Source organism: Winogradskyella ouciana, from assembly GCF_009709615.1.
GTDB lineage: Bacteria > Bacteroidota > Bacteroidia > Flavobacteriales > Flavobacteriaceae > Winogradskyella > Winogradskyella ouciana.
In genome coordinates this window covers 43,110-66,627 of sequence record NZ_WJYA01000009.1, presented here as the reverse complement: position 1 = coordinate 66,627, position 23,518 = coordinate 43,110, and the positions used below count along the sequence as shown (strand labels likewise).

The 23,518-nt window shown below is 36.0% G+C and carries 27 protein-coding genes; 18 read left to right on the top strand and 9 right to left on the bottom strand.

Annotation, left to right across the window (positions count from 1 at the left end; translation table 11 throughout):
- The 7 genes from F1003_RS14225 to F1003_RS14195 all read right to left on the bottom strand — a co-directional run bounded on the left by F1003_RS14225 (nt 1) and on the right by F1003_RS14195 (nt 5,196).
- Nucleotides 1-441, bottom strand: a complete 441-nt coding sequence (locus tag F1003_RS14225; protein ID WP_155090101.1) for an SRPBCC family protein — start codon at nt 439-441, stop codon at nt 1-3.
- A 68-nt stretch (nt 442-509) separates the two neighbouring features.
- On the bottom strand, nt 510-1,160 hold the full coding sequence (locus F1003_RS14220) for an SGNH/GDSL hydrolase family protein (protein WP_202913900.1): 651 nt from the start codon (nt 1,158-1,160) through the stop codon (nt 510-512).
- Nucleotides 1,147-1,749: a dioxygenase family protein gene (locus F1003_RS14215; protein ID WP_155090100.1), complete on the bottom strand. Its 603-nt coding sequence runs from the start codon at nt 1,747-1,749 to the stop codon at nt 1,147-1,149. The genes F1003_RS14220 and F1003_RS14215 overlap by 14 nt, the downstream gene beginning before the upstream one ends.
- Nucleotides 1,746-2,249, bottom strand: a complete 504-nt coding sequence (locus F1003_RS14210; RefSeq protein ID WP_155090099.1) for a nuclear transport factor 2 family protein — start codon at nt 2,247-2,249, stop codon at nt 1,746-1,748. Before F1003_RS14210 ends, F1003_RS14215 begins: the two co-directional genes overlap by 4 nt.
- Nucleotides 2,250-2,351: 102 nt before the next feature.
- A complete protein-coding gene (locus tag F1003_RS14205) occupies nt 2,352-3,119 on the bottom strand; it encodes a hypothetical protein (protein ID WP_155090098.1) in 768 nt (255 codons plus the stop codon).
- Between the two features lie 227 nt (nt 3,120-3,346).
- The gene (locus F1003_RS14200) at nt 3,347-4,282 is read right to left on the bottom strand and encodes a hypothetical protein (protein WP_155090097.1); all 936 of its coding nucleotides are present in this window, start codon (nt 4,280-4,282) and stop codon (nt 3,347-3,349) included.
- Nucleotides 4,283-4,470: 188 nt separating this feature from the next.
- Nucleotides 4,471-5,196: a hypothetical protein gene (locus tag F1003_RS14195; RefSeq protein WP_155090096.1), complete on the bottom strand. Its 726-nt coding sequence runs from the start codon at nt 5,194-5,196 to the stop codon at nt 4,471-4,473.
- A 190-nt stretch (nt 5,197-5,386) separates the two neighbouring features.
- On the opposite strand from F1003_RS14195, the gene F1003_RS14190 reads away from it, so the two are divergent.
- On the top strand, nt 5,387-6,001 hold the full coding sequence (locus F1003_RS14190; RefSeq protein ID WP_155090095.1) for a DUF4230 domain-containing protein: 615 nt from the start codon (nt 5,387-5,389) through the stop codon (nt 5,999-6,001).
- Here F1003_RS14190 and F1003_RS14185 read toward each other — a convergent pair.
- Nucleotides 5,996-6,301, bottom strand: coding sequence for a rhodanese-like domain-containing protein (locus F1003_RS14185; RefSeq protein WP_155090094.1), 306 nt, complete (start codon nt 6,299-6,301; stop codon nt 5,996-5,998). The two genes, F1003_RS14190 and F1003_RS14185, sit on opposite strands and share 6 nt — an antisense overlap.
- 46 nt (nt 6,302-6,347) lie before the next feature.
- Here F1003_RS14185 and F1003_RS14180 point away from each other — a divergent pair, with 46 nt between their 5' ends.
- From F1003_RS14180 to F1003_RS14105, 16 genes are all read left to right on the top strand, one after another.
- Entirely contained in the window at nt 6,348-6,917 is a 570-nt protein-coding gene (locus tag F1003_RS14180; RefSeq protein WP_155090093.1) for a TetR/AcrR family transcriptional regulator, read from the top strand.
- Nucleotides 6,918-6,985: 68 nt separating this feature from the next.
- A complete protein-coding gene (locus F1003_RS14175; protein WP_155090092.1) occupies nt 6,986-8,059 on the top strand; it encodes a 2Fe-2S iron-sulfur cluster-binding protein in 1,074 nt (357 codons plus the stop codon).
- A gap of 71 nt (nt 8,060-8,130) precedes the next feature.
- On the top strand, nt 8,131-9,087 hold the full coding sequence (gene paaA, locus F1003_RS14170) for a 1,2-phenylacetyl-CoA epoxidase subunit PaaA (RefSeq protein ID WP_155090091.1): 957 nt from the start codon (nt 8,131-8,133) through the stop codon (nt 9,085-9,087).
- An 11-nt stretch (nt 9,088-9,098) separates the two neighbouring features.
- On the top strand, nt 9,099-9,386 hold the full coding sequence (gene paaB / locus F1003_RS14165) for a 1,2-phenylacetyl-CoA epoxidase subunit PaaB (RefSeq protein ID WP_155090090.1): 288 nt from the start codon (nt 9,099-9,101) through the stop codon (nt 9,384-9,386).
- A gap of 149 nt (nt 9,387-9,535) precedes the next feature.
- Nucleotides 9,536-10,291: a 1,2-phenylacetyl-CoA epoxidase subunit PaaC gene (gene paaC, locus F1003_RS14160; RefSeq protein WP_155090221.1), complete on the top strand. Its 756-nt coding sequence runs from the start codon at nt 9,536-9,538 to the stop codon at nt 10,289-10,291.
- Between the two features lie 93 nt (nt 10,292-10,384).
- A complete protein-coding gene (paaD, locus tag F1003_RS14155; protein WP_155090089.1) occupies nt 10,385-10,885 on the top strand; it encodes a 1,2-phenylacetyl-CoA epoxidase subunit PaaD in 501 nt (166 codons plus the stop codon).
- An 83-nt stretch (nt 10,886-10,968) separates the two neighbouring features.
- On the top strand, nt 10,969-11,751 hold the full coding sequence (locus F1003_RS14150) for an enoyl-CoA hydratase-related protein (protein ID WP_155090088.1): 783 nt from the start codon (nt 10,969-10,971) through the stop codon (nt 11,749-11,751).
- Between the two features lie 43 nt (nt 11,752-11,794).
- Nucleotides 11,795-12,730 (top strand): pyridoxal-phosphate dependent enzyme, encoded by a 936-nt coding sequence (locus tag F1003_RS14145; RefSeq protein ID WP_155090087.1) that lies wholly within the window; start codon nt 11,795-11,797, stop codon nt 12,728-12,730.
- A 62-nt stretch (nt 12,731-12,792) separates the two neighbouring features.
- Nucleotides 12,793-13,989 carry a 3-hydroxyacyl-CoA dehydrogenase NAD-binding domain-containing protein gene (locus F1003_RS14140; protein ID WP_155090086.1) on the top strand — a complete coding sequence of 399 codons (1,197 nt, stop codon included), beginning with the start codon at nt 12,793-12,795 and terminating at the stop codon, nt 13,987-13,989.
- Between the two features lie 76 nt (nt 13,990-14,065).
- A complete protein-coding gene (locus F1003_RS14135) occupies nt 14,066-14,473 on the top strand; it encodes a PaaI family thioesterase (RefSeq protein WP_155090085.1) in 408 nt (135 codons plus the stop codon).
- Nucleotides 14,474-14,499: 26 nt separating this feature from the next.
- Nucleotides 14,500-15,360 (top strand): KPN_02809 family neutral zinc metallopeptidase, encoded by an 861-nt coding sequence (gene ypfJ, locus F1003_RS14130; protein WP_155090084.1) that lies wholly within the window; start codon nt 14,500-14,502, stop codon nt 15,358-15,360.
- A gap of 251 nt (nt 15,361-15,611) precedes the next feature.
- Complete coding sequence (gene pcaF / locus F1003_RS14125) at nt 15,612-16,823, top strand: 3-oxoadipyl-CoA thiolase (RefSeq protein WP_155090083.1); 1,212 nt, start codon at nt 15,612-15,614, stop codon at nt 16,821-16,823.
- Between the two features lie 232 nt (nt 16,824-17,055).
- Entirely contained in the window at nt 17,056-19,593 is a 2,538-nt protein-coding gene (gene paaZ, locus F1003_RS14120; protein ID WP_155090082.1) for a phenylacetic acid degradation bifunctional protein PaaZ, read from the top strand.
- A 55-nt stretch (nt 19,594-19,648) separates the two neighbouring features.
- Nucleotides 19,649-19,780, top strand: a complete 132-nt coding sequence (locus F1003_RS17310; protein ID WP_368732366.1) for a GIY-YIG nuclease family protein — start codon at nt 19,649-19,651, stop codon at nt 19,778-19,780.
- Between the two features lie 199 nt (nt 19,781-19,979).
- Nucleotides 19,980-20,732: an enoyl-CoA hydratase/isomerase family protein gene (locus tag F1003_RS14110; RefSeq protein ID WP_155090081.1), complete on the top strand. Its 753-nt coding sequence runs from the start codon at nt 19,980-19,982 to the stop codon at nt 20,730-20,732.
- Nucleotides 20,733-20,816: 84 nt separating this feature from the next.
- Nucleotides 20,817-21,416 carry an acyltransferase gene (locus F1003_RS14105; protein WP_155090080.1) on the top strand — a complete coding sequence of 200 codons (600 nt, stop codon included), beginning with the start codon at nt 20,817-20,819 and terminating at the stop codon, nt 21,414-21,416.
- A gap of 119 nt (nt 21,417-21,535) precedes the next feature.
- Here the strand turns inward: F1003_RS14105 and F1003_RS14100 are convergent, their stop codons facing one another.
- A complete protein-coding gene (locus F1003_RS14100; RefSeq protein ID WP_155090079.1) occupies nt 21,536-22,009 on the bottom strand; it encodes an Lrp/AsnC family transcriptional regulator in 474 nt (157 codons plus the stop codon).
- A 198-nt stretch (nt 22,010-22,207) separates the two neighbouring features.
- On the opposite strand from F1003_RS14100, the gene F1003_RS14095 reads away from it, so the two are divergent.
- On the top strand, nt 22,208-23,479 hold the full coding sequence (locus F1003_RS14095) for a dihydrolipoamide acetyltransferase family protein (protein ID WP_235898389.1): 1,272 nt from the start codon (nt 22,208-22,210) through the stop codon (nt 23,477-23,479).
- Nucleotides 23,480-23,518 lie beyond the last annotated feature (39 nt).

The following is a 23,518-nucleotide window of genomic DNA, read 5'->3' as shown; positions in this document are numbered from 1 at the left end:
TTAATTCTTCTCAGCGAAAGCCTTAAACTGTTTCAGCCATTTTTCAGCTGGTTTTTTATACATGCTCGGAAACAGAATGGCGACAAGTTTTGGCATTACCCAATCAATGCGCGTGTACTCATACTCATATTCGTAACGAGTTTGGTTATCACTTAGTGCAGTAAAATTACATTTCATGGTGTTATCCATATGTTTATGATGGTAATGGGCTTCAAATGTGTGCGGTAATTCGTTTTTGGTTATGGTTTCAGTTAATTCCATCTCGTGCTTGCTATGTTTGTAGTACATCTTGGCAATGGCTCCCGTTTGACCTTCATCACCACTTACATGTACCTTTTTTATAAACCCATCTTGATATTCCTTAAGGTTTTTTGGGTCTGCAAAAAGCTCAGTAACTTTATCTAACGACTGGTTAATGTCTATAAATCCTTTTTGTTTCATTTGGCTGATGTTTTAATAGTCAAAATCCCGTTCTATTTCAATTCCATTAGAGTTATAAAGATATTATATTATTTGTTGAACAAATAGTTTACAATAACTTCAGCAGCTTTTTGACTTCCTTTTAATGAGGGATGAAAACCGTCATTAGAGTAATAATCGAAATTCTCTGTTGTGTCAAAATAAGCTTTCCAAACTTCACCAACAGGAAGCAAAATGGCATTATTTAATCGTGATGCTTCCCTGTGGTTTTTAATAACACCATCAAAAGTTTTGTAATAGGTCAGTGAAGGCCAAATCATAAAATAGCACAATTGTGCACCATTTTCTTTGGACAAGTCATTGTACTTTTTGCCATAATTAATCAAAATATCTTTACCGAAATCTTGGGAAGAAGGCCCTTGTTGTACAATAACAAAGTCATATTGTTTTGTTTCTATTTCTTTTTGAACTTTTCCATCGTTCCAATGATCCATTAAGGCATAGTTTGGAAAAGCTATCATTTTGGTTTCAATGGTTATGCCTTTTTCCTTAGCTGACGTTTCTACGAGCTTAGGAAGATTATTAGTATAAGTAAGGCTATTACCAACAAATAGAATTCTACTAGGATTCTTTTGAATTGTTCTTGTTGATTTGGATTTACCAGCTAAAGAACAACTACAAAAAACACTAAAAATGAAAAGTGCATAGATGATATTTTTTATGCTACTAATCCGTAGCATCGTCTGTATTGGGATTTTTTACCTCTATTGTAATAAAGCAAACCAATGTACTGTCCTTAGCACGTTTTAGATCTGCTAAAAAGTGTTGGTCGCTTCCATTAATGAAATTTCTGCCCATAGTACCAGTATATTGATTGAAGTTAATGTCGTAGGCTTCTGGTTTGGCTCCAAAAACAGTCGTGTGGATATGACGATTGTTTTCCGAACTACCATAATCTCTTGGTAAGATAGTTTCTATATAAATTCTACCTTCCATGTTTGTATATACATCACCACTGAGTCTTGCGGAAGATTCATCTCCACTATCTACAGGTTCATAGTCTCCTTCATTATTTGTATGGTAAAATCTCACTTTTTGATTCGGTAAATAATCCTTATTGGCTTTGTTCACAAGAGTGGCACAAACCAAAAGTTTTTCTCCAGGCTCATCGTTATCTGTGATGTATAGTTGGTGGCGACCATCTAATTGTTGAAATTGACTTAAAGTTGCATTTTCAGAATCAGATGTTTCGGAAATAGTTGGGTCAGGACCACATTGCAAAAGCAAAAGGCAGAAAACGAGAATAGGTATGTGCTTTAGCGTTTTCATTCTTCAATAGGTTTGTTTGTAGATGTAACACAATCAATTTTCCATTGGTCTCCGTACTTTTTGTAAATAGCGGTCCAAGCAAAATGTGTTTGACCTTCTGTGGGATTTCCGTTTTCATCTTTATGGGAAACGGCAACAATCTTATCTACAATAGTATAGGCCATTGAACCATCATCTGAAAACTTAATAATAGGATCAGAAACATCGTCCCATTTTAAAAACTCTACACTTGAAAAATAACCATGATATCTAGAAATGGTTTCATCTTTTTTTGGAGAGCTTATCTCGCCTCTAGTTACTGAAATGAAATTTTTGGAAAGTTGATTGGCAAATGCAATGGAATCTTTATTAAAATGATAATCGCGTTGGGCATTGTGCAGTTTTAGAATTTCCTCTTTTTCTGACTCAAAATCTACTTTTTTCTGGTCATGGCAAGACGCAAATGTAAATGCAACTAAAGCGAAAATTGAAAATAGCTTTAACACTGTTTTAGCTTTCATAATTTGGTTATACTTAGTGCAACTAAGTTAACCAAAAGCTAAAAATTTGCGCTTTATTTGACAAAACTTTGTGATTTGCTGTTAAGGAGTCTAGGATTTCTACTATTGCAGCGCAATTAGATTTTTAGTTGAAGTATAGTAAGGTGCTACATTAAAAAAGTCTGATGATGTAGAGTTGATATAGTTTGGGTCTGCAACTTGATTTTTCATAAACTCAGAAGAATTATAGACTTCCCATACCGTCAATTTATTTCGTTTTCCGAAATCAGTTTTTGCATCTAGCTTGTTTTTTGAAATCATTTTTTCGGCGACATTCTCACTGACCAATTTCATGCTTTTATAAGAATTACTTCCATTACAAACCTCAAGAACTATCCAATAAAATTTTTGCTTTTTCTTGACAGGATTTTTTCTCTTTGATCCTGTTAAAAGGAATTCGACACTAATTTTTGGCGAGTTTTTTATAACCTTAAATTCTTCATCTAGCATCATTCCATTGCCTTCAATAATATCATCTTTATTAAGAGCACTATCAGTATCTTCCTCTAAATTTTTATGCTTTATGATATGCATTTCTACAATTTTATCCACTAATTGTACATCTACCACAAATTTACCTTCAGGCAAATCTTCTAACGGTATTAGAGAATGAAAATCCTCTATTGCGAAAGTTTCTTCGTAATCTTCATTATAAATTTCAACTTTAACAATTTTGCTTTCACAAATGAGATTTAAGCTATCTCTACTCTCATTAAGACTGTGTTTGAGTTCTTTAACTTTTGGATTAAAGTTTTTTAGTAACGTTACATTTTGGCCATAACCTATAAGTGTTGAAGCCAACATAAGCAGTGTGTATATTTTAATAGCCATAATATTCACATTTTAGATTTGAGGGTATGTAATCTTCAGACTTAAATCAAAAAAAAATGACTTAGCTGTATTATAAAGTTAAAATGATACTAATGAGGTAGACTATTTTTAAGATGTCTTACGTTTTTTTTAGTTGATTCACTTTCAATTACGATGTAAAGCAGAAAAAAGAGATTATTATAACCTAAAATACAAGCATTTAACAGCGAAATTTGCCGTTAAAGAATTCATTTTGCTGAGGAGTAATAAGGAGATACGTCAAAAAGGTTGGACACTGCAGAATTGATATAGTCAGGGTTTTCAGCTTGCTTTTGCATAAACTTAACCGTGTCATATACTTCCCAAACCGTTAATTTATTTAGTTTCCCCTGATTTGTTTTACTCTCAATTTTGTGCTTAGCGATTATCCTATCAATCTCACTTTGAGAGACCAATTTCATGCTCTTTCTAGATGTAGTTCCGCTATTTACAATATGGGCAATCCAGAAAACCTTATTGCTGGTATTAGGTTTTTTGGCTTTCCAGTTTAACATACCGGACAAACTGGTTTTTGGTTTGGGTTGCAGATTGGTGTTACCTTCATTAAGCACAACAGAATCAATGATTTCAATTTCTTCTTTCTCAATTATTGGTTCTTGTTCATTAACTAATGTAAGTTTAATTTCAGGCTTAGGTATGGTGACTGTGATAATATCCAGATTTAATTGTTCAGAAAACTCTGGAAGTACATCTAATGTTGCGAGGCGTATATTTTGAAGGGATTTAACAATTGGTAAACCTATGGCTTTTGGTCTCGTCTTAGCTATTTCAATAGGTTTTACTTCAATAGGTTTTGCTTTTATGGTGTCGTGTCTCTGTAAGGTCATTAATATGCGCTTGTCAATCATCTTAGCCTGTACAACCAACCTTCCTAAGGGTGTTCCTTGTAATGGAATTTTAACTTCGTTGCTGCCAACTTGGACAAGTTTTTCATAATGCTGATTAAAAATCTCTACGCTGTAGATCGTTCTTTCACTTTGTAGTATTAGGCTATCTCCATCTTTATTCAAGCTGTGCTTTAATTCTTTAGCCCTGTAATTGATATTTTGTAATAGCGTAGATTTCTGGCCGTATGTAAGCATAGCCAAAGACGTAAAAACTAATAGCAGAAAGTTTTTAAGCATCAAAAAATGGATTAATTAAATATCGCTAAATAAATTTGAGGAAAAGCAATATTGTAATTAACTAAAATACAGCATTGTGCAGAATGTAAATTAAAAGCTAAGATACATTGCATTTTTTTTAGCTGAGTAGCTATACTGCTCGTTGTAATGCAAAAAAACGGGATTTAAAAGCAGTGTGTTCTATTGGTCTATTGAACAAGAATATCGTGATTTGGTGAAACGTAATACGGGTCAACATTAAAGAATTTTGATTTAGATGTGTTGAAATATTTAGGGTTTCTTAATTGTTTGCGCATAAATTTTGAAGTATTATAAACTTCGTAAACAATTAACTTATTGTTCTTGCCAATTTCAGTATTTAATTCTAGTTTGTTTTTTGAGATCATTTCAGATACAACTTCCTTGCGCTCTAAACTCATAGACTTATAGGACCCAGAGCCGCTATTGCTTTCATATACAACCCAGTAACTGACAACAGGTTTCTTTTCAGGTTTTGTTGTTGTCGTTTTTGGGCTCTCTAATTTTTTTTCCTCAAGAATGGTTGAGGCAATTGTAGGCTCGTCGCTCACATTGAGCTCAGTCTTTTCTTTAAAGAATTCGTGCCTTTCAAGATACATTACAATGCGTTTTCTGTCTAACCTCGCCTGGACAATAAATTTCCCTAAAGGTAGAGTGCTAAGGTCAATTTTGGTTTCATTGCCGTTTACATCAATGGTTTTCATGTAATCATCATTGAAAATATCTACCTGGCTGATGGTTTTTTCACTTCTTAAGGTTAAGCTATCACCTTCTTTATTAAGTATTTGCTCCAACCCTTTAGCTCTTTTATTTGCGTTTTTTTGGAATGTTGTTTTTTGCCCATAAATACATACAGAAAATAAAGTAAATGCTAGAATACAGAGGTTTTTAATCATCTTAAATTTATTAGTAGAACAACTGAAACTGTAATTTAATACAAAATACTTAGAGTTAAACCTGTCGATTAACTCTATGTGATCAATTGTTAATTCATATGGTTGTTGTCTGTTGACAGAATAATAGAAAAATAAACAATTCAAATAGTGCGTTAGGTGCATTTACAACTTTAAATATTTAAATTAGCATATGCGAAAAATATTATTTGGAGTCATTATTACATTAGTTGTTTTGTTCACGTTCAAATATTGTGGTGATAGAAAAGAGGATAAAATTATTCTTCAAGAAAACACGGCTTTAATACAAGAGCAAATTAAAAACGTAGGTAAGCTAGTAGTTACCGAAGGGCATTTTAGTGAGGTGTTCAGCTATAAAAATTCCAAAGCCCTTTTTGGTAATTTTATTGAAGCGGAAAAGAAAGCGCTTGTAGTTGTTAATGCAGATGTTACCATTGCCTACGATTTGAGTAGAATTGAATACCAAATTGATGAAGCCACCAAAACATTACGGATTTTAAGTATTCCAAAGGAAGAAATAAAAATAAGTCCAGATTTTGAATATTACGACATACAAGCAGATTTTTTAAATCAGTTTGAAGCAAAAGATTACAACGAAATTAAAAAAACCGTCAATATATCTTTAATGAAAAAAATTGAAGCTTCTGATCTAAAATCAAACGCAAAGAATAGGTTAATAAGTGAGCTTGCTAAATTCTACATTCTCACAAATTCTTTAGGCTGGACATTAGAGTATAATGAAAACCCGATTAGATCACCAGAGGCATTTCAAGACATAAAATTATAGTTTATTCCTTAAATTCACCCAACCACCACCATTGGTTGCTTCGATATTGTGTAGATTTAAAAACTTGGCAGCTTTGGCAGAACGTACACCACTAGCACAACATGCAATAATGGGTTTGCTAAGTTTTTTTACTTCTTCAACTCTGTCATTTAATTCGTCAATTGGAATATGAATAGAGTTTTCGATATGCCCAGCATCCCATTCACGTTGACTTCTAACATCTAAAATAACAGCTCCGTTTTCTAAAAATTCTTCAACTCGACGCTTCTTTGCGCCAAAAATAAAATCTAAAAATCCCATAGGTTCTTTTTGTTTAAATTTACGAATAATAAAAGACTATAGTTTTTTGAAACAAGAAACACGTAAAGAAGAAATTATAAGAGTAGCTGCAAAACTTTTTAAAGAAAAGGGATATAGTGCAGTAACTATGAGAGACCTTGCTTCAGAAATGGGAATTAAAGCAGCGAGTCTTTATAACCATATTAATTCAAAGCAAGATATATTAGATACTATCATAATCTCTTTAGCAGAAGAGTTTACTGAAGGTATGCATATTATTCAATCTTCTAGGGAGAATTGCATTGGGAAGTTGAAACAAATTATACAATTACATGTAAAGATATCTAGTCAAAACATTTATGGGATGGCATCATTAAATAATGATTGGATGCATCTTAAAACAAAGCGCGATTATTATAAGAAATTACGTGTGGATTATGAGGACGATTTTAGGGGCATTCTTAAAGAAGGAATTGCATCTGGCGAGATTGTAGATGTTAACCCAGAAGTTATGATGTTTTCTATATTAACAACACTTAGGTCACTTTACATTTGGATTCCAAAAAAGGAAGATTTAAACCTTGAGGAATTGTCTAGTACACTCAATCAAATTTTGATAGATGGAATTAACAAATAATTTAGATTAAATTTCTTAACTTTGTCATGTAAACTAACAATTGTTAGTTTGTTAATCTTTAACATGAAATGGCAGAATTTCACAACTTAAGAGTTGCAGATATATATAAAGAAACTGAGGATACTTCAGTAGTGACTTTTGATGTTCCTCCGGAATTGCGGGAAGAATTTAAGTTTAGACAAGGTCAGCATTTAACCCTCAGAGCAGATATTAATGACGAAGATGTTAGGCGTTCATATTCATTATGCTCATGCCCAACGGAAAGTAAATGGCAAGTTGCCGTAAAGAAGATTCCAGGAGGGAAATTTTCAACCTTTGTTAATTCAGAATTAAAAGCAGGAGATGGACTAGAGGTCATGGCACCAAGCGGAACTTTTGGTGTGGATTGCAATCCAGATAAAGCTAAAAACTATCTGTTTTTTGCTGCTGGAAGTGGTATAACACCTGTTTTGTCAATGATAAAGGCACATTTAAAAGCAGAACCTAATTCTACATGCAAGCTTTTTTATGTGAATAAGACAGCTAAATCCATTATCTTTAAAGAAGAACTAGAGCAACTTAGAAATACCTACTTCGGTAGACTTGAAATATATTACTTCCTAACTAAAGAGCGTCGGGATATAGAGTTGTTCAATGGTCGTTTTGATGATGAAAAAATGCAGGTTTTAACAAAGACATTCATAGATATTCCAGATACAAGTGAAGTCTTTTTGTGCGGACCAGAGCAAATGGTAGAATATGTGAGCAACTATTTAATAGAGGCAGGTTTGCCGAAAGAATTTGTGCATTTTGAGTTGTTCGTAAAAGGACTGTCAGATGAAGACATAAAACGAGCTGAGCGTTTAGCGCAGCAAAATGTAGAAGGAACTGAAGTGACTATAGTAGATGGTGGTAAGGAGTTTTCTTTTACAATGACTAAAGAATACGACAATATTTTGGATGCAGCACTTGCCGCTGGAGCAGATTTACCATTTGCATGCAAAGGAGGAGTATGTAGTACATGTAAATGTGAAGTCAAAGATGGCTCAGTAGAAATGAAAATAAACTATGCTTTAGATGATAAAGAAGTGTCACAAAACTTAGTTTTAAGTTGCCAAGCCGTGCCAACATCAGATAAAGTAGTGGTCGATTTTGACGTTTAAATATATTGAAAAAAGAAAAATAAGTTTCACTAGCTAAAAGCGAAGAGCTAATAGCCAAAAAGCTAAAAGAAATGAGTGATGAACAAATAAAAAATCTCGAAGAACAATTTGAAGCACGTATAGCACGTGACGAAAAAATTGAACCTAAAGATTGGATGCCAGAGAAGTATCGCCAAACCCATATTCGTCAAATGTCTCAGCATGCGCATTCTGAAATTGTAGGTATGTTGCCAGAAGGCAATTGGATTACAAGAGCACCTTCCTTAAGAAGAAAAGTAGCGTTATTAGCTAAAGTACAGGATGAAGCCGGTCATGGATTATACTTGTACTCAGCAACTGAAACTCTTGGCATTTCTAGAGACGAAATGTATGAGCAATTGCACACAGGTAAAGCAAAATATTCTTCAATATTCAATTATCCAACTATTACATGGGCAGATATGGGAGCTATTGGCTGGTTAGTAGATGGAGCCGCAATTATCAATCAAGTACCATTGTGTAATACGTCTTATGGACCTTATGCTCGTGCGATGATTCGTGTGTGTAAGGAAGAAAGTTTCCACCAACGTCAAGGTTTTGAAATCATGCTAAAACTATGTAATGGTACACCAGAGCAAAAAGAAATGGCTCAAGATGCCTTAAACCGATGGTGGTGGCCAAGCTTAATGATGCTTGGGCCAACAGATGCGGAATCTATTCATACGGAACAATCCATGAAATGGAAATTAAAACGTAAGTCTAATGACGATTTACGTCAGCAATTTATAGACCAAACGGTTCCACAAGCGGATATTTTAGGACTTACAATCCCAGACCAAGACTTAAAATGGAATGAAGAACGAGGAAGTTATGATTTTGGAGAAATCGATTGGGACGAGTTTTGGCAAGTGGTAAAAGGCCATGGTCCAATGAATAGAGAAAGAATGAAGGCAAGAGTCGGAGCATGGGAACGCGGAGAATGGGTTAGAGATGCAGCAATGGCTTATGTCGAAAAGAAACAAGAACGAAAAGAAAAACAAGCAGTTTAAATAATAATATTATGTCAACAAAAAACTGGCCACTTTGGGAAATCTTCGTTAGAAGTAAAAACGGTTTAGAACACAGGCATTGTGGAAGCCTACACGCTACAGATGCAGAAATGGCACTAGAAAATGCGCGAGATGTTTATACTAGAAGGAATGAAGGTGTTAGCATTTGGGTTGTAGAGTCTAAAAATATCACAGCCTCAAATCCAGAAAACAATGGAGAATTATTTGAACCTGCTCAAGACAAGGTCTATCGTCACCCAACATTTTACGATTTACCAGATGAAGTGAAGCACATGTAAGAAAAACTCTGTTTTGTCATGCTGAACTCGTTTCAGCATCTCATCAAAAGAAGAAACTAAATGTCACCTTGAGCATTGATAGAGATGAAATAGAAATTTCATTAAAAGCACGTTGCGAAGCAATACGAAAGGTCTCAATTGAAGTAAACATGAAAAACGAAAACTTATACAATTATATCCTTGGAATAGCAGATAATAGCCTAATTCTCGGACAAAGAATGGGAGAGTTGTGTGGTCATGGACCAACATTGGAAACCGATATTGCCTGTACTAATATATCTTTGGATTTATTTGGGCAAGTACGCAGCTATTTCCAATATGCCAGTAAGATTGCTGGTGATGGTAGAACGGAAGATGATATTGCCATGCTACGTAAAGAGAGAGAATACATCAATGTTTTACTTGTAGAACAACCAAATACTGATTTTGCATACACTATGGCACGTCAGTTTTTATTCGACGTATATCATTTAGCCTTTTTAGTAGAATTACAAAAGAGTGCGGATTTAACACTATCTGCTATTGCTAGCAAAAGCATCAAAGAAGTGAGCTATCACGAGCGTTTCTCATCAGATTGGGTAAAGCGTTTAGGTGATGGTACAGAAGAAAGCAATACCAAAATGCAAGAAGCGATTGATGCATTGTGGACCTATACTGATGAATTATTCCATCAAACTGAAGCAGATAAAGCTATGGTTGCAGAAGGTATTGGCGTAGATGTCACTAAATTAAAAGATAGCTATTATAGACATGTCAGTGAACTTTTAGAAGAAGCAACACTTCAGGTGCCTGAGTCTAAATACTTTCAAAAAGGAGGTAAAGAAGGTATTCATACAGAGCATTTAGGGTATATGTTAGCTGAATTACAATACATGCAACGCACTTACCCAAACATGGAATGGTGATAAATTTTTGATTTGTCATCCTGAACTTGTTTCAGGATCTAATCAATTGAAATTAAGTATTACTCTGAGCGCAGTCGAAGAGTCTCAATACATATGACAACAACAGAACAAGACATAGACAAAAAACTAATTCCAATTTTGGAAGGCGTTTCTGATCCAGAAATTCCGGTACTATCCATAATGGATATGGGAGTCGTGCGTTCTGCTGTGATAAAAGATAACACGGTAAAGGTCCAAATTACACCAACCTACAGTGGCTGCCCTGCCATGGATGTTATTGGTGATGATATAAAAGCGGCTTTAAAAGAAGCAGAGTATAATTCAGAAATCGAATTAATCTTGCATCCAGCTTGGACGACCGATTGGATTACACCTAGAGGACGAAAAGCATTAGAAGAATACGGAATAGCAGCACCTTTAGATGCAGAAGCAGATAAAGATGTTTTATTAAATGGAAAACGAATTGTAAAATGTACTAATTGTGGTTCGCAAAACACGAGATTGGTAAGTCAGTTTGGTTCAACAGCGTGCAAAGCACAATTTCAGTGTGAAGATTGTCAAGAACCGTTTGATTATTTTAAGTGTTTAAAATAATAACGTCATTCCGAGCGAAGTGAAGGAATCTCTTGGTGAGATTGCCGCGTCCTTCGTCCTCGCAATGACAATTAAATATTAAGATGAAAGAAAGTATACTACTAAAAATAGAAAACAAAGTAGCCACAATAACACTTAATAGACCTGAAGTGTTCAACAGCTTTAACCGTGAAATGGCATTAACCCTTCAGGATATCCTAGATGATTGCGAAGCTAATTCTGAAGTAAGAGCAATTGTCCTAACAGGAAATGGAAAAGCATTCTGCGCAGGTCAAGATTTAAAAGAGGTGACTTCCCCAGAATTAAAACCAGGATTCAAAAAAATTCTTGAAGAACATTATAATCCAATCATCACAAGAATCAGAAACATTAAAAAACCAATCATCGGAGCTATTAATGGAGTAGCAGCAGGTGCAGGAGCTAATATTGCATTAGCTTGTGATATTGTCGTTGCGCACGAAAAAGTAAGTTTTATTCAAGCTTTCAGTTTAATCGGGTTAGTGCCAGATAGTGCTGGTACATTCTTTTTGCCGCGCTTAATTGGTTTTCAAAAAGCACAAGCATTGGCAATGTTAGGAGATAAAATTTCAGCTGAAGACGCAGAAAAAATGGGAATGATATATAAATCAGTTCCTTTAGAAGAGTTTGAAGAAACAATATCTAAACTAGCAATTAAACTGGCCAATATGCCAACAAAAGCATTAGGTCTTATTAAAGAGTTATTTAATAAGTCAATGACAAATACTTTGGAGGATCAGTTGGCATTAGAATCAAAATTACAAATAGAAGCAGCAAGCAGTAATGACTACGCAGAGGGAGTTGCAGCATTTATAGAAAAACGTAAGCCTAATTTTAAAGGGAATTGACAGTTTATTGTCATCCTGAACTCGTTTCAGGATCTCATTACATATGAATAAACAAACCCTCATACAAACACAAAACCGAATAAAACCATTTATTCACCAAACACCTGTGCTAACATCACAATTGTTAAATGAAAAAGCTGGTTGTAATTTGTTTTTTAAGTGTGAGAACTTTCAAAAAATGGGTGCGTTTAAAATGCGAGGAGCAACCAATGCTATACTATCGTTATCAGAAGATGAAAGGCAAAAAGGAGTAGTTACACATTCGTCTGGTAATTTTGCACAAGCAGTTTCATTAGCAGCACAAAAATTAGGTGTAAAAGCCTATATCGTTATGCCAGAAAACGCACCTCAAGTAAAAAAAGATGGTGTAAGAACTTATGAAGGTGAAATTATAGAATGTGAATCAACACTGCAAGCGAGAGAAGCTGCAGCCAATAAAGTTAGAGAAGAAAAAGGTGCATCATTTCTGCATCCATCAAATCAAGATGAGGTGATTTACGGCAACAGTACAGCTGCTATGGAGCTGTTAGAAGAACAGCCAAATTTGGATGTCATTTTAGTGCCAATTGGTGGTGGCGGACTTATAGCAGGTACAGCTTTAGCAGCATATTATTTTTCAATAAACTGTAAAGTCATTGGTGGTGAACCGATAGAAGCTGATGATGCTTATCGTTCTTTCGCTTCGGGTAAAATTGAAACTAATAAGGGAGCAAACACCATAGCGGATGGGTTGAGAACACATTTGGGAAATAGAAATTTTCCAATTATAAAAAAGCATGTCGATAAGATTATTCGTGTTGAAGAAGATGAAATTATAAATACGATGCAACTCATTTGGGAGCGTATGAAGGTGTTAGTAGAACCATCAAGTGCTGTACCTTTTGCAGCAGTATTAAAAAATAAAGAAGAATTTAAAAATAAAAACGTCGGAATCATTTTATCTGGCGGAAATGTAGATGTGACAAACCTTCCCTTCTGATTAATTGAAGGATTGTCCCCTTGACGGGACTTTAGGGGTGTTTTCAAAATGAAAAATAAAACATGAACGTAGGAATCATAGGAAGCGGAACAATGGGAAGCGGCATCGCTCAAGTAGCGGCTACTGCAGGTTGTTCTGTAAAATTATATGACACTAGTCAAGTAGCATTAGATAAGGCTAAAGCAAGTCTCGAAAAAATATTGAACAGACTCGTTGAAAAAGGTCGTATTGATAGTAATGAAAAAAACAGAATTCAATCTAATATTTCATATGTCGATAGCTTAAAAAATTTATCAGACTCAAACCTAACCATTGAAGCGATTATTGAAAATCTTGACATCAAACAAAAGGTGTTTTCAGAATTAGAAAGCTACGTGGCAGATGATTGTATCATAGCATCAAACACATCGAGTTTATCAATTGCTTCTATCGCTGCCTCATTAAAAAAGCCAGAGCGTTGTATTGGAATTCACTTTTTCAACCCAGCACCATTAATGAAATTAGTTGAGGTAATTCCTGCGATTCAGACCTCAAAAGCGGTTTTGGATACATCTGTTGAAACTATTAAGAATTGGAAAAAAACAGTAGCTGTTGCAAAAGACACACCTGGATTTATAGTGAATCGTGTTGCAAGACCATTTTACGGTGAATCATTAAGAATCTATGAAGAAGGTATAGCCGACCTGCCCGACGGTCAGGCGGGTTTTGCAACCATTGATCACAGCTTAAAAACACTAGGAGGTTTCAGAATGGGACCTTTCGAGTTGATGGATTTTATAGGTAATGATGTCAATTACACAGTAACTGAAACCGTATTCAAAGCCTTTTATTTCGATCCAAGATACAAGCCAGCTTTCACCCAAAAACGATTTGCAGAAGCAGGTTATTTAGGTCGTAAATCTGGAAAAGGGTATTACGATTATGACGAAAATGGAAAGAAGATTGAAAGTAATGCGGTCACTCTGAGCGCAGTCAAAGAGTCTCTAAAAGAAAAAATTTTCAATCGTGTATTAGTAATGCTAATCAACGAAGCTGCAGACGCCTTATTTTTAAATATAGCATCCGCAGAAGATGTTGACAATGCTATGACAAAAGGTGTAAATTACCCAAAAGGATTATTGGCTTGGGCAGATGAAAAAGGCATCGATTGGTGCGTGAGTAAAATGGATGAATTGTATAACGAATATCACGAAGATAGATACCGTTGCAGTCCACTTTTGCGAAAAATGAATAAAGAAAATAAAACGTTTTTTAACTAAAATATCATTCAGAGCGAAGCGAAGAATCTCTCAATGAGATTACCACGTCCTTCGTCCTCACAATGACAAAATAAATATGAAAGGAGAACAAATCCCACATAAAATGTTAAGTCAAGACGCATTCAGCACTTGGATGGGAATCGAGATTATAGAATCTGAAATTGGTCGCGTTAAAATCGGAATGACTATTCGTAAGGAAATGTTGAATAGTATGAACTATGCTCATGGAGGTGTTAGTTATACTTTGGCTGATACTGCATTTGGATTTACATCAAATACACATGGGAAATATGCTGTTTCAATTGAAACGAGTATTAACCACATTGAAGCATTAGAAGAAGGCGATTATTTGGTTGCAGAATGCATTATCGAAAAGGTAAATAACAAACTAGGTTTTAACATCGTAGAAGTGAAACGTGGAGAAGAATTAGTAGCTTTGTTTAAAGGAGTCGTTTATCGAACTCAAAAACAATGGGAAGAATAAAATAAAAACCAATCAAATTTTTAGATATGAAATGGCAAGGCAGAAGAAAAAGCGGTAACCTAGAAGACCGTAGAGGTATGAGCAACAAGGGTAAATTAGCTGCTGGCGGTGGAGTTATAGCTGTCGTTGTAATTCTGTTACAATTGTTTGGAGGGGAAACAGGTCAACAACTAGCACCAATTATTGAGCAAGTTGGTGGCGGACAGACCACACAGCAGGTAGAGCAGCGCGAGTTGACCGAACAAGAAAAAGTCATGGGAGAATTCATGAATGCAGTACTTGTCGATACAGAAGATATTTGGAACCGCCTTTTTAGAGAAAACAACTTGGGCGATTATAAAGAACCAACTTTAGTTTTATTTACTGACGCTGTTTCAACCCAATGTGGAAATGCGAGTGCTGCCTCAGGTCCATTTTACTGTCCAGCAGACCAAAAGATTTATATGGACTTAAGATTTTTTGATGAGCTAAAAACCCGTTTCGGAGCAAAAGGTGGCGATTTTGCCATTGCCTATGTAACGGCTCATGAGGTTGGCCATCATATTCAAACGATTTTGGGCACATCGAGTAAAGTACGTCAGCTACAAAGCCAGACGAATCAAACGCAAGCCAATAAATTATCCGTAGCACAGGAGTTGCAAGCTGATTTTTACGCAGGAGTTTGGGCGCATCATAATAAGAAATATTTACAAGCTGGCGATATAGAAGAAGCTATGAGCGCAGCAAGAGCGGTTGGAGATGATGCCATACAGAGACGAACCAGAGGAAGCGTAAATTCAGATAGTTTTACACACGGTACATCAAAACAGCGTATGGATTGGTTCATGAAAGGCTATAACACAGGAGATATGAGAAAGGGAGATACGTTTTCGGCACTTTTGAATTGACCAATTCCTACGTGTCACACTGAGCTTGTCGAAGTACAGATAGGAATATCTTGGCAAAAAGACAATTGACTTGAGTCATTAAAAAAATATAGCAAGTAAGTGCGTTAGGGATTGAAGCGGCATCCTTTTTTAGTGATGGCTGAGGTTCTGGAAGCCAACATCAAAAATGATATAGCGGAAAGCCCGACCTTTAGGTAACGCAAAAAATTATAATAAAATTAAAAAGATACCTGTCTACGCAGGCATTCAATATGAAAGAAGCATATATAATAGACGGAATTAGAACACCAATAGGAAGTTACAAAGGAACACTATCGGCTGTTCGTACAGACGATTTAGGAGCCATTGTGATTGAAGAAATCGTAAAACGAAATCCAAACATTCCAAAAGAAGCATACGATGATGTGATAATGGGTTGTGCCAATCAAGCAGGAGAAGACAACCGGAATGTAGCACGTATGTCTGCGTTATTGGCAGGACTACCCTTTACAGTACCAGGTGAAACCGTAAACCGTTTATGTAGTTCGGGTTTATCAGCAATAATCCACGCAAACAGAGCGATTAAAGGGGGTGATGGCGATTTGTTTATTTCAGGTGGAGTTGAAAACATGACGCGTGGGCCATACGTCATTGCAAAACCTTCAAGCGCTTTTGGTAACGATTCAAAAATGTACGATTCTAGTTTCGGGTGGAGATTCGTTAATCCAAAAATGCACGAAATTTACGGAACGGATGGCATGGGAGTGACTGCCGAAAATCTAGTAGAAAAATATAATATCTCAAGAGAAGACCAGGATAAGTTCGCTTATTGGAGCCAAATGAAGGCGACAAAGGCGCAAGAAAATGGAAGACTTGCAAAGGAAATTGTAACGGTTAAAATTCCACAACGCAAAAAAGATCCCATTAAATTTTCTGAGGATGAATTTATTAAACCTAATACCTCATTAGAAGTTTTAGGTAAACTAAGAACAGCCTTTAAAAAAGAAGGCGGAAGTGTAACGGCAGGAAATTCTTCAGGTTTAAATGATGGTGCAGCAGCAACGATTATCGCCTCAGAAGACGCGGTTAAAAAATACAACCTAAAACCGTTGGCTAGAATCGTGAGTTCCGCAGTAGTTGGAGTAGAGCCAAGAATTATGGGAATCGGTCCAGTGGAAGCTTCAAACAAAGCACTCAAAAAAGCAGGCTTAACTTTGGAGGATATGGATATTATCGAGTTAAATGAAGCTTTCGCTGCTCAGGCATTAGCATGTACTCGAGAATGGGGAATTGCAGATGATGACCCAAGATTAAATCCAAATGGAGGATCTATTGCGATTGGGCATCCACTTGGAGTTACAGGAGCAAGACTAGCATATTCCGCAGCTTTAGAGTTGCAAGAGCAAAACAAGCGCTACGCTTTAGTGACTATGTGCGTTGGTGTTGGTCAAGGATATGCTGCTATTATTGAACGAGTAGAATAGAAAATAGACCGCTACGCTCTTAGAATATAGAATAAAGATAGCAAGAGGTGGTCGTTGAAATGCAGAATATAAAAATCAAATCGTTAAGAATTTCTGAAGCCTTGGAAGAAATTTAGATTTTATTTTTGGTTTTCAAGCTCAATAAGAGATTGAAAAATTCCTCATTTCAACTTGAATTTTTGGTTCGTTTTGTTTCAAGATAAAATGAACATAAATAAAAACAAATAGGAAAATGAATAAAATACCCCATTATATATTAGGTTCATGGACAACAGGAACAGAGGAAGGAACACCAATTCACGATTCGGTAACAGGAGAAGCCTTCACAAGTATCGCAATTGAAGGTCTCGACATTCCTGAAATTCTAAACTACGGAAGAACAAAAGGAGGAGAAAAGCTTCGTAAAATGACCTTTCAAGAGCGTGGAAATATGCTAAAAAAGTTAGCATTATATCTTACCAAAAGAAAGGATTCATTTTACGACTTAAGTTACAGAACTGGAGCAACCAAAGTAGATAGTTGGATAGATATTGAAGGTGGTTTTGGCAACCTATTTGCCAATGCATCCTTACGAAAATTGTTTCCAAACCAACCCTTTCACGTGGAAGGCGATCCAATCGATTTATCGCGTGGTGGACGCTTTATGGCGCATCATATTATGGTGCCTAAACGAGGAGTCGCAGTACACATCAACGCTTTCAATTTCCCGGTTTGGGGCATGTTAGAAAAATGTGCAGTAAACTGGATGGCAGGAGTGCCTGCGGTTGTTTTGCCTGCGCCTTCATCGTCTTATCTAGCCGAAGCTGTAGCAAGAACAATTATCGATTCAAAAATATTGCCAGAAGGTGCACTTCAAATAATTAACGGGACCGTTAAAAATATTTTAGATACGGTCGAATCCCAAGATGTTGTAACTTTTACTGGTTCTGCTTTAACAGGTCGATTGCTAAAAGCACATCCAAGATTAATTGAAGAATCCGTGCCATTTACTATGGAAGCCGATTCGTTGAATGCATCAATTTTAGGAGAAGATGCTAAACCTGGTACACCAGAATTCGACTTGTTCATTAAAGAGGTCCGAAAGGAAATGACCGTAAAATGTGGACAAAAGTGTACCGCAATCCGAAGAGTTATCGTTCCTGAAAATTTAGTTGAAGACGTTCAAATCGCTTTAGGAAAAGCATTGGATAAAGTCACGATCGGAGACCCAAGGTTGAAAGAAGTTAGAATGGGTTCTTTGGTCAGCCGTCAGCAAGTTGAAGCCGTAAGAGATTCAGTAAATGATTTAGCAAAAGAAGCTCAAATCGTTTATGGAGATTTAGATAAAATTGAAACCATCGGAGCTGATGCCAAAAAAGGTGCATTTATTAGTCCGATATTATTACGAGCAGATCATCCATTTCAAAATACAATTATTCACGAACGTGAGGCATTTGGTCCTGTAAGTACTTTAATGCCTTATAAGAATTTGGATGAAGCTATAGCATTGGCACAAATGGGTAAGGGCTCATTAGTGTCTTCAATCGCTACAAGCGACGATAAGATAGCTAAGGAATACACCATAAATGCGGCATCGCATCATGGACGAATTTTAGTGATTAATCGTGAAATGGCGAAACAAAGTACAGGTCACGGTTCACCATTACCATATTTGGTACATGGTGGTCCAGGACGAGCTGGTGGTGGAGAAGAAATGGGTGGCATGCGAGGTATTAAGCATTATTTGCAACGTACAGCTATTCAAGGTTCGCCGACAACCATTACGGAAATCACTGGCATTTATCAACAAAACGCAAAATATAAGGAGGCTGAACAGCACCCTTTTCAATATCATTGGGAAGACATCGAACCTGGAATGTCTCTTAAAACGCATAAGCGTACTTTAACTGATACGGACATCATTAATTTTGCAAATCTCACTTGGGATCATTTTTATGCGCATACAGATATCACCTCTTTAGATGGCAGTATTTTTGAAAAACGTACGGCTCACGGTTACTTTATTATTTCGGCCGCAGCAGGGTTGTTTGTATATCCTAATAAAGGTCCTGTAGCTGCAAATTATGGCTTGGATAGCATTCGGTTTTTAAGACCATTGTATCATAATGACACCATTTATGTGCGCTTAACATGCAAGGAAAAAGTCGATAGAGATGTGGTATCAACAGAGCATCCAAGCGGAATCGTAAAATGGCATGTCGAAGTCTTTGATGCTAATTTTGAAAACAGACCTGAAAGCGAAAAAACTGAAAAAGATAGTCCTTTAGTTGCTGTCGCAACCATATTAACTATGGTTCAGAAAAAACAGGAAACGTTTGTAGAAATGACTGACGAGAAAATAGATGAATTACTATCAAAGTTGAAGTCAGACATGAGACCAGAATGGGGAATCATGACACCACAACACATGGTTGAACATCTGGAATACACTTATAAAATCGCTTCGGGAGAAATTCAAGATTTTGATGTGAATACACCAGAAAAGATTTTGGAAAAGGTACACGCGAGTTTATATAATTACGATAAGTTTCCTAAGAACAGTCAGTTTCCTCTATTAGAAAAAGACACCTTAGATGAATTAAGGCATGCCGATTTAGAAACAGCAATTGAAAAGTTCAAAGAACAACGCAAAAAATATATAGAATATTTTAAAGAGAACCCTGAAGCTATATTAAACAATATGGTATTTGGAGAAATGAATAAGTATGAGTGGTATTTGTTAGAGCGTAAGCATTTAAATCATCATTTCGAGCAGTTCAATTTGTTATAACAATTTGAACTGCTCGAAGCACCCGAGAAATCGGGTGTCTCATAATAAAGAAAGTATGAAACACCACGTTTACATTATAACAAATAAACCAAACGGAGTTTTATATATAGGCGAAACAAATAGATTGAAAAAAAGAATATATCAACATAAACCCAAAGCACATCCAAACACATTTTCAGCAAAATAATTTAAATAAATTAGTTTATTTTGAAGAGCTAGAAACAAATGAAAAAGCTAAGCTAAGGGAGAAGAGAATGAAAAAATGGAATAGAGATTGGAAAGTAGAGCTAATTGAAAAAACAAATCCTGATTGGAAAGACTTATATGATAAAATAAAGTAGAACCAAAAAATAAAAGATTCCCGTTTACACGGGAACACTGACGTGATGACCAAACCATACGTAAAACAAACCATAGAAAACGAAGTAGCATACATAGAATTTTTCCACCCAGCACACAATTCCTTACCTGGAGATGTTTTGGCAGAATTAGCCCAAACCATTGCAGATGCAGGAACTAACGACGAAATAAAAGTCATCGTCTTGAAAAGCGGAGGTGATAGAACATTCTGCGCCGGAGCAAGTTTTAAAGAGTTGATAAATATAAATGATGCAGCCACAGGAAAAGTCTTCTTTTCAGGATTTGCCAATGTGATTAATGCGATGCGCAAATGTCCAAAATTCATAATCGGTCGTATCCAAGGAAAAACCGTTGGTGGTGGAGTAGGATTGGCAGCTTCAACCGATTATTGTATGGCAACAAAATTTGCCGCAATTAAATTAAGCGAATTAAATATTGGCATCGGACCATTTGTGGTTGGGCCAGCAATTGAACGCAAAATGGGATTAAGCGCGATGTCACAAATAGCTATTGATGCCAACTCTTTTTATCCACCAGAATGGGCAAAACGAAAAGGACTGTTCACACAGGTTTATGATAGCACTGAAGAACTTGATGAAGCTGTAAAAACAACAGCTGAACATTTATGTACCTACAACCCTGAAGCCATGAAAGAAATGAAGAAAATTTTCTGGAAGGGTACTGAGGATTGGGACAAACTATTAGCTGAGCGTGCAGAAACGAGCGGAAGATTAGTGCTTTCTGAATTTACGAAAGAGAAGTTGAAAACTTATAAATAACAACTGTCATTCAGAGCGAAAGCGAAGAATCTCACCAAGAGATTGCCGCGTCCTTCGTCCTCGCAATGACAATAATATATAATAATGGCTATCTATTCTTTTAAAGACTACACACCAGTTGTACACAAAAGCAGTTTTGTGCATGCATTGGCTGCCGTCACTGGCAACGTCATCATTGGCAAAAACTGTTACATTGGTCCAGGAGCTGCAATTCGCGGTGATTGGGGACAAATTATTTTAGAGGATGGCGTCAATGTTCAGGAAAATTGTACCATACATATGTTCCCTGGAAAATCTATCGTGTTAAAAGAAAGCGCTCATGTTGGTCATGGAGCCATAATTCATGGAGCAAATTTGGGGAGAAATTGCCTTATCGGAATGAACACAGTCATCATGGACGATGCCGAAATAGGTGATGAAAGCATTGTAGGAGCAATGGCTTTTGTAAATGCAGAAACTATAATTCCAAAGCGAAGTTTAGTAGTTGGAAATCCAGCAAGAGTAGTTAAACAGGTCAGTGATGAAATGATTGCTTGGAAAACGAAAGGGACTGAACTCTATCAACAATTGCCCAAGGATTGTCACGAGTCATTGAGAGCGGTTGAACCTTTAAGAGAAGTACCTGAAAATATGAAAGTTCAAGAAGATGTTTATAAAACGCTTCGAGAGACTTTCAAAAAATAATACTTTAGCCAACAGCCAACAGCCAACAGCCAACAGCCAACAGCCAACAGCCAACAGCCAACAGCCAACAGCCAACAGCCAACAGCCAACAGCCAACAGCCAACAGCCAACAGCCGAATTTAAATCCTACTCAAATCAATTTCATTGGTTTCTTTGCCAGTGGAAAGTGTAATCAAACTCTGCACATTACCTAAGTAGGGAAGTAGAGTTAATTTGGAAATAATAAATGTTTCGTAAGCTTCAATATCTTCCACAATAAGTTTGAGTAAATAATCAAAATTTCCACTAACACGATGGCATTCTACAATCTCCGGAAAATTGTTGATCTCGGTTACAAATTTTTCTAAATAACTTCTCGTATGACCTTGTAGTGTAATACCAATAAATACAGTTAGTTTAATCCCAATCTTTTTATTATCGAGAACAGCAACATATTTTTTAATATAACCTTCTTTTTCTAACTTCTTAATACGCTCAAAAACAGGAGAAGTGGTCATGCCTAATTCCACAGCAATACTTTTAGTAGTTCGATTACTGTTCTTTTGAAGAATAGTCAGGATTTGAGTGTCAATTTTATCTAAAGAATGTGCCATCAGAAAATTATATTTTATAACTGCTTAAACACAAACATATAAAGAATAAAATTCTTATAAAAGCGCAGTATAAAGAATATATCGCTTTTATAACTTAATAATTAAGTTATTAACAATTTAAAATGCTATAATTTCTTATTTTTATTGCTGATTTTAAAAGCTTTAAATTTGAGCAAGTTTGAATTAAAAATGCCTAAAATGGGCGAAAGTATCACTGAAGGAACAATTATCAATTGGTTAGTTGCTGAAGGTGATAGCTTTGATGAAGGAGATATCATTTTGGAAGTGGCAACTGATAAAGTTGATAATGAAGTGCCAGCACCAGCATCTGGAGTTTTAAAAGAAACATTGTTTTCAGCTAAAGATGTTGTTCCAGTTGGAGAAGTGATTGCCATTTTAGAAGTTTCCGAAGAAGTGAAATCTTCAAAAAAGCAAAATGTCATTCAGAGCGATAACGAAGAATCTCCAAAAAAGAAAAAAGAAAGTAAGCGACCAAAACCAACACAATCAGTCTCTACCTCAAATTCATTTTCAGTCAACAATACAAACACTTTCTTTTCGCCATTGATCATTAAAATAGCCAAAGAACATCACATTAGTTTTGAAGAATTAGCACGAATTCCATCCACAGGAAACGAAGGCAGATTACGAAAAAGTGATGTTTTCAATTATATAGAAGAAGGACGTCCATACAAATTCGCACAGCCAATAACCCAAGACCCAACGGCATATCGCATTCCACAATTGACCTTCGATAAAGGCAAAGGAAAAGTCATTGAAATGGATAGAATGCGCCAAATGATTGCTGACCACATGGTGTATTCAAAACATACATCACCACATGTAACTGCTTATGTTGAAGCCGACTTAACCAATATGGTCAATTGGAGAAACGCTAACAAAAAAGCCTTTAAAGAAAAATATGGAGAGCGATTAACCTTCACGCCTTTGTTTGTAGAAGCTGTTGCAAAAGCAGTTAAAGATTTTCCGAATATCAATGCGTCTGTCGATGGTAATAACATCATTGTAAAAGAAGACATTAATATTGGTATGGCAACTGCATTACCAAGTGGTAACTTAATTGTTCCTGTAGTTAAAAATGCAGATACAAAAGATTTAAAAACCTTGGCTGAAAATGTCAACGAATTAGCAAGTAAAGCCAGAGAGAACAAACTCGCTGGAGACGACATAAAAGGAAGCACGTTTACTATTTCCAATGTAGGAACCTTCGGAAGTGTCATGGGAACACCAATCATCAACCAGCCCGAAGTTGCCATTTTAGCATTAGGAATTATCAAAAAAAGACCAGAAGTCATAGAAACCGAAAAAGGAGACGAAATCGCAATTCGAAGTATGATGTATTTATCATTATCCTTTGATCATCGCGTAGTCGATGGTTTTCTAGGTGGAAGCTTCGTACGTAGAGTTGCCGACTATTTTGAGCAATTCGATGTCAATAGAAAAATATAAAAATTAACGTCAATTCGAGTGATTCCGAATGCATTCGGA

Coding starts and splice junctions, on each gene's coding strand:
- F1003_RS14225 (WP_155090101.1), bottom strand. CDS start 441: ATGAAACAAAAAGGATTTATAGACATTAACCAGTCGTTAGATAAAGTT.
- F1003_RS14220 (WP_202913900.1), bottom strand. CDS start 1,160: ATGCTACGGATTAGTAGCATAAAAAATATCATCTATGCACTTTTCATT.
- F1003_RS14215 (WP_155090100.1), bottom strand. CDS start 1,749: ATGAAAACGCTAAAGCACATACCTATTCTCGTTTTCTGCCTTTTGCTT.
- F1003_RS14210 (WP_155090099.1), bottom strand. CDS start 2,249: ATGAAAGCTAAAACAGTGTTAAAGCTATTTTCAATTTTCGCTTTAGTT.
- F1003_RS14205 (WP_155090098.1), bottom strand. CDS start 3,119: ATGGCTATTAAAATATACACACTGCTTATGTTGGCTTCAACACTTATA.
- F1003_RS14200 (WP_155090097.1), bottom strand. CDS start 4,282: ATGCTTAAAAACTTTCTGCTATTAGTTTTTACGTCTTTGGCTATGCTT.
- F1003_RS14195 (WP_155090096.1), bottom strand. CDS start 5,196: ATGATTAAAAACCTCTGTATTCTAGCATTTACTTTATTTTCTGTATGT.
- F1003_RS14190 (WP_155090095.1), top strand. CDS start 5,387: ATGCGAAAAATATTATTTGGAGTCATTATTACATTAGTTGTTTTGTTC.
- F1003_RS14185 (WP_155090094.1), bottom strand. CDS start 6,301: ATGGGATTTTTAGATTTTATTTTTGGCGCAAAGAAGCGTCGAGTTGAA.
- F1003_RS14175 (WP_155090092.1), top strand. CDS start 6,986: ATGGCAGAATTTCACAACTTAAGAGTTGCAGATATATATAAAGAAACT.
- paaA (WP_155090091.1), top strand. CDS start 8,131: ATGAGTGATGAACAAATAAAAAATCTCGAAGAACAATTTGAAGCACGT.
- paaB (WP_155090090.1), top strand. CDS start 9,099: ATGTCAACAAAAAACTGGCCACTTTGGGAAATCTTCGTTAGAAGTAAA.
- paaC (WP_155090221.1), top strand. CDS start 9,536: ATGAAAAACGAAAACTTATACAATTATATCCTTGGAATAGCAGATAAT.
- paaD (WP_155090089.1), top strand. CDS start 10,385: ATGACAACAACAGAACAAGACATAGACAAAAAACTAATTCCAATTTTG.
- F1003_RS14150 (WP_155090088.1), top strand. CDS start 10,969: ATGAAAGAAAGTATACTACTAAAAATAGAAAACAAAGTAGCCACAATA.
- F1003_RS14145 (WP_155090087.1), top strand. CDS start 11,795: ATGAATAAACAAACCCTCATACAAACACAAAACCGAATAAAACCATTT.
- F1003_RS14140 (WP_155090086.1), top strand. CDS start 12,793: ATGAACGTAGGAATCATAGGAAGCGGAACAATGGGAAGCGGCATCGCT.
- F1003_RS14135 (WP_155090085.1), top strand. CDS start 14,066: ATGAAAGGAGAACAAATCCCACATAAAATGTTAAGTCAAGACGCATTC.
- ypfJ (WP_155090084.1), top strand. CDS start 14,500: ATGAAATGGCAAGGCAGAAGAAAAAGCGGTAACCTAGAAGACCGTAGA.
- pcaF (WP_155090083.1), top strand. CDS start 15,612: ATGAAAGAAGCATATATAATAGACGGAATTAGAACACCAATAGGAAGT.
- paaZ (WP_155090082.1), top strand. CDS start 17,056: ATGAATAAAATACCCCATTATATATTAGGTTCATGGACAACAGGAACA.
- F1003_RS17310 (WP_368732366.1), top strand. CDS start 19,649: ATGAAACACCACGTTTACATTATAACAAATAAACCAAACGGAGTTTTA.
- F1003_RS14110 (WP_155090081.1), top strand. CDS start 19,980: ATGACCAAACCATACGTAAAACAAACCATAGAAAACGAAGTAGCATAC.
- F1003_RS14105 (WP_155090080.1), top strand. CDS start 20,817: ATGGCTATCTATTCTTTTAAAGACTACACACCAGTTGTACACAAAAGC.
- F1003_RS14100 (WP_155090079.1), bottom strand. CDS start 22,009: ATGGCACATTCTTTAGATAAAATTGACACTCAAATCCTGACTATTCTT.
- F1003_RS14095 (WP_235898389.1), top strand. CDS start 22,208: ATGGGCGAAAGTATCACTGAAGGAACAATTATCAATTGGTTAGTTGCT.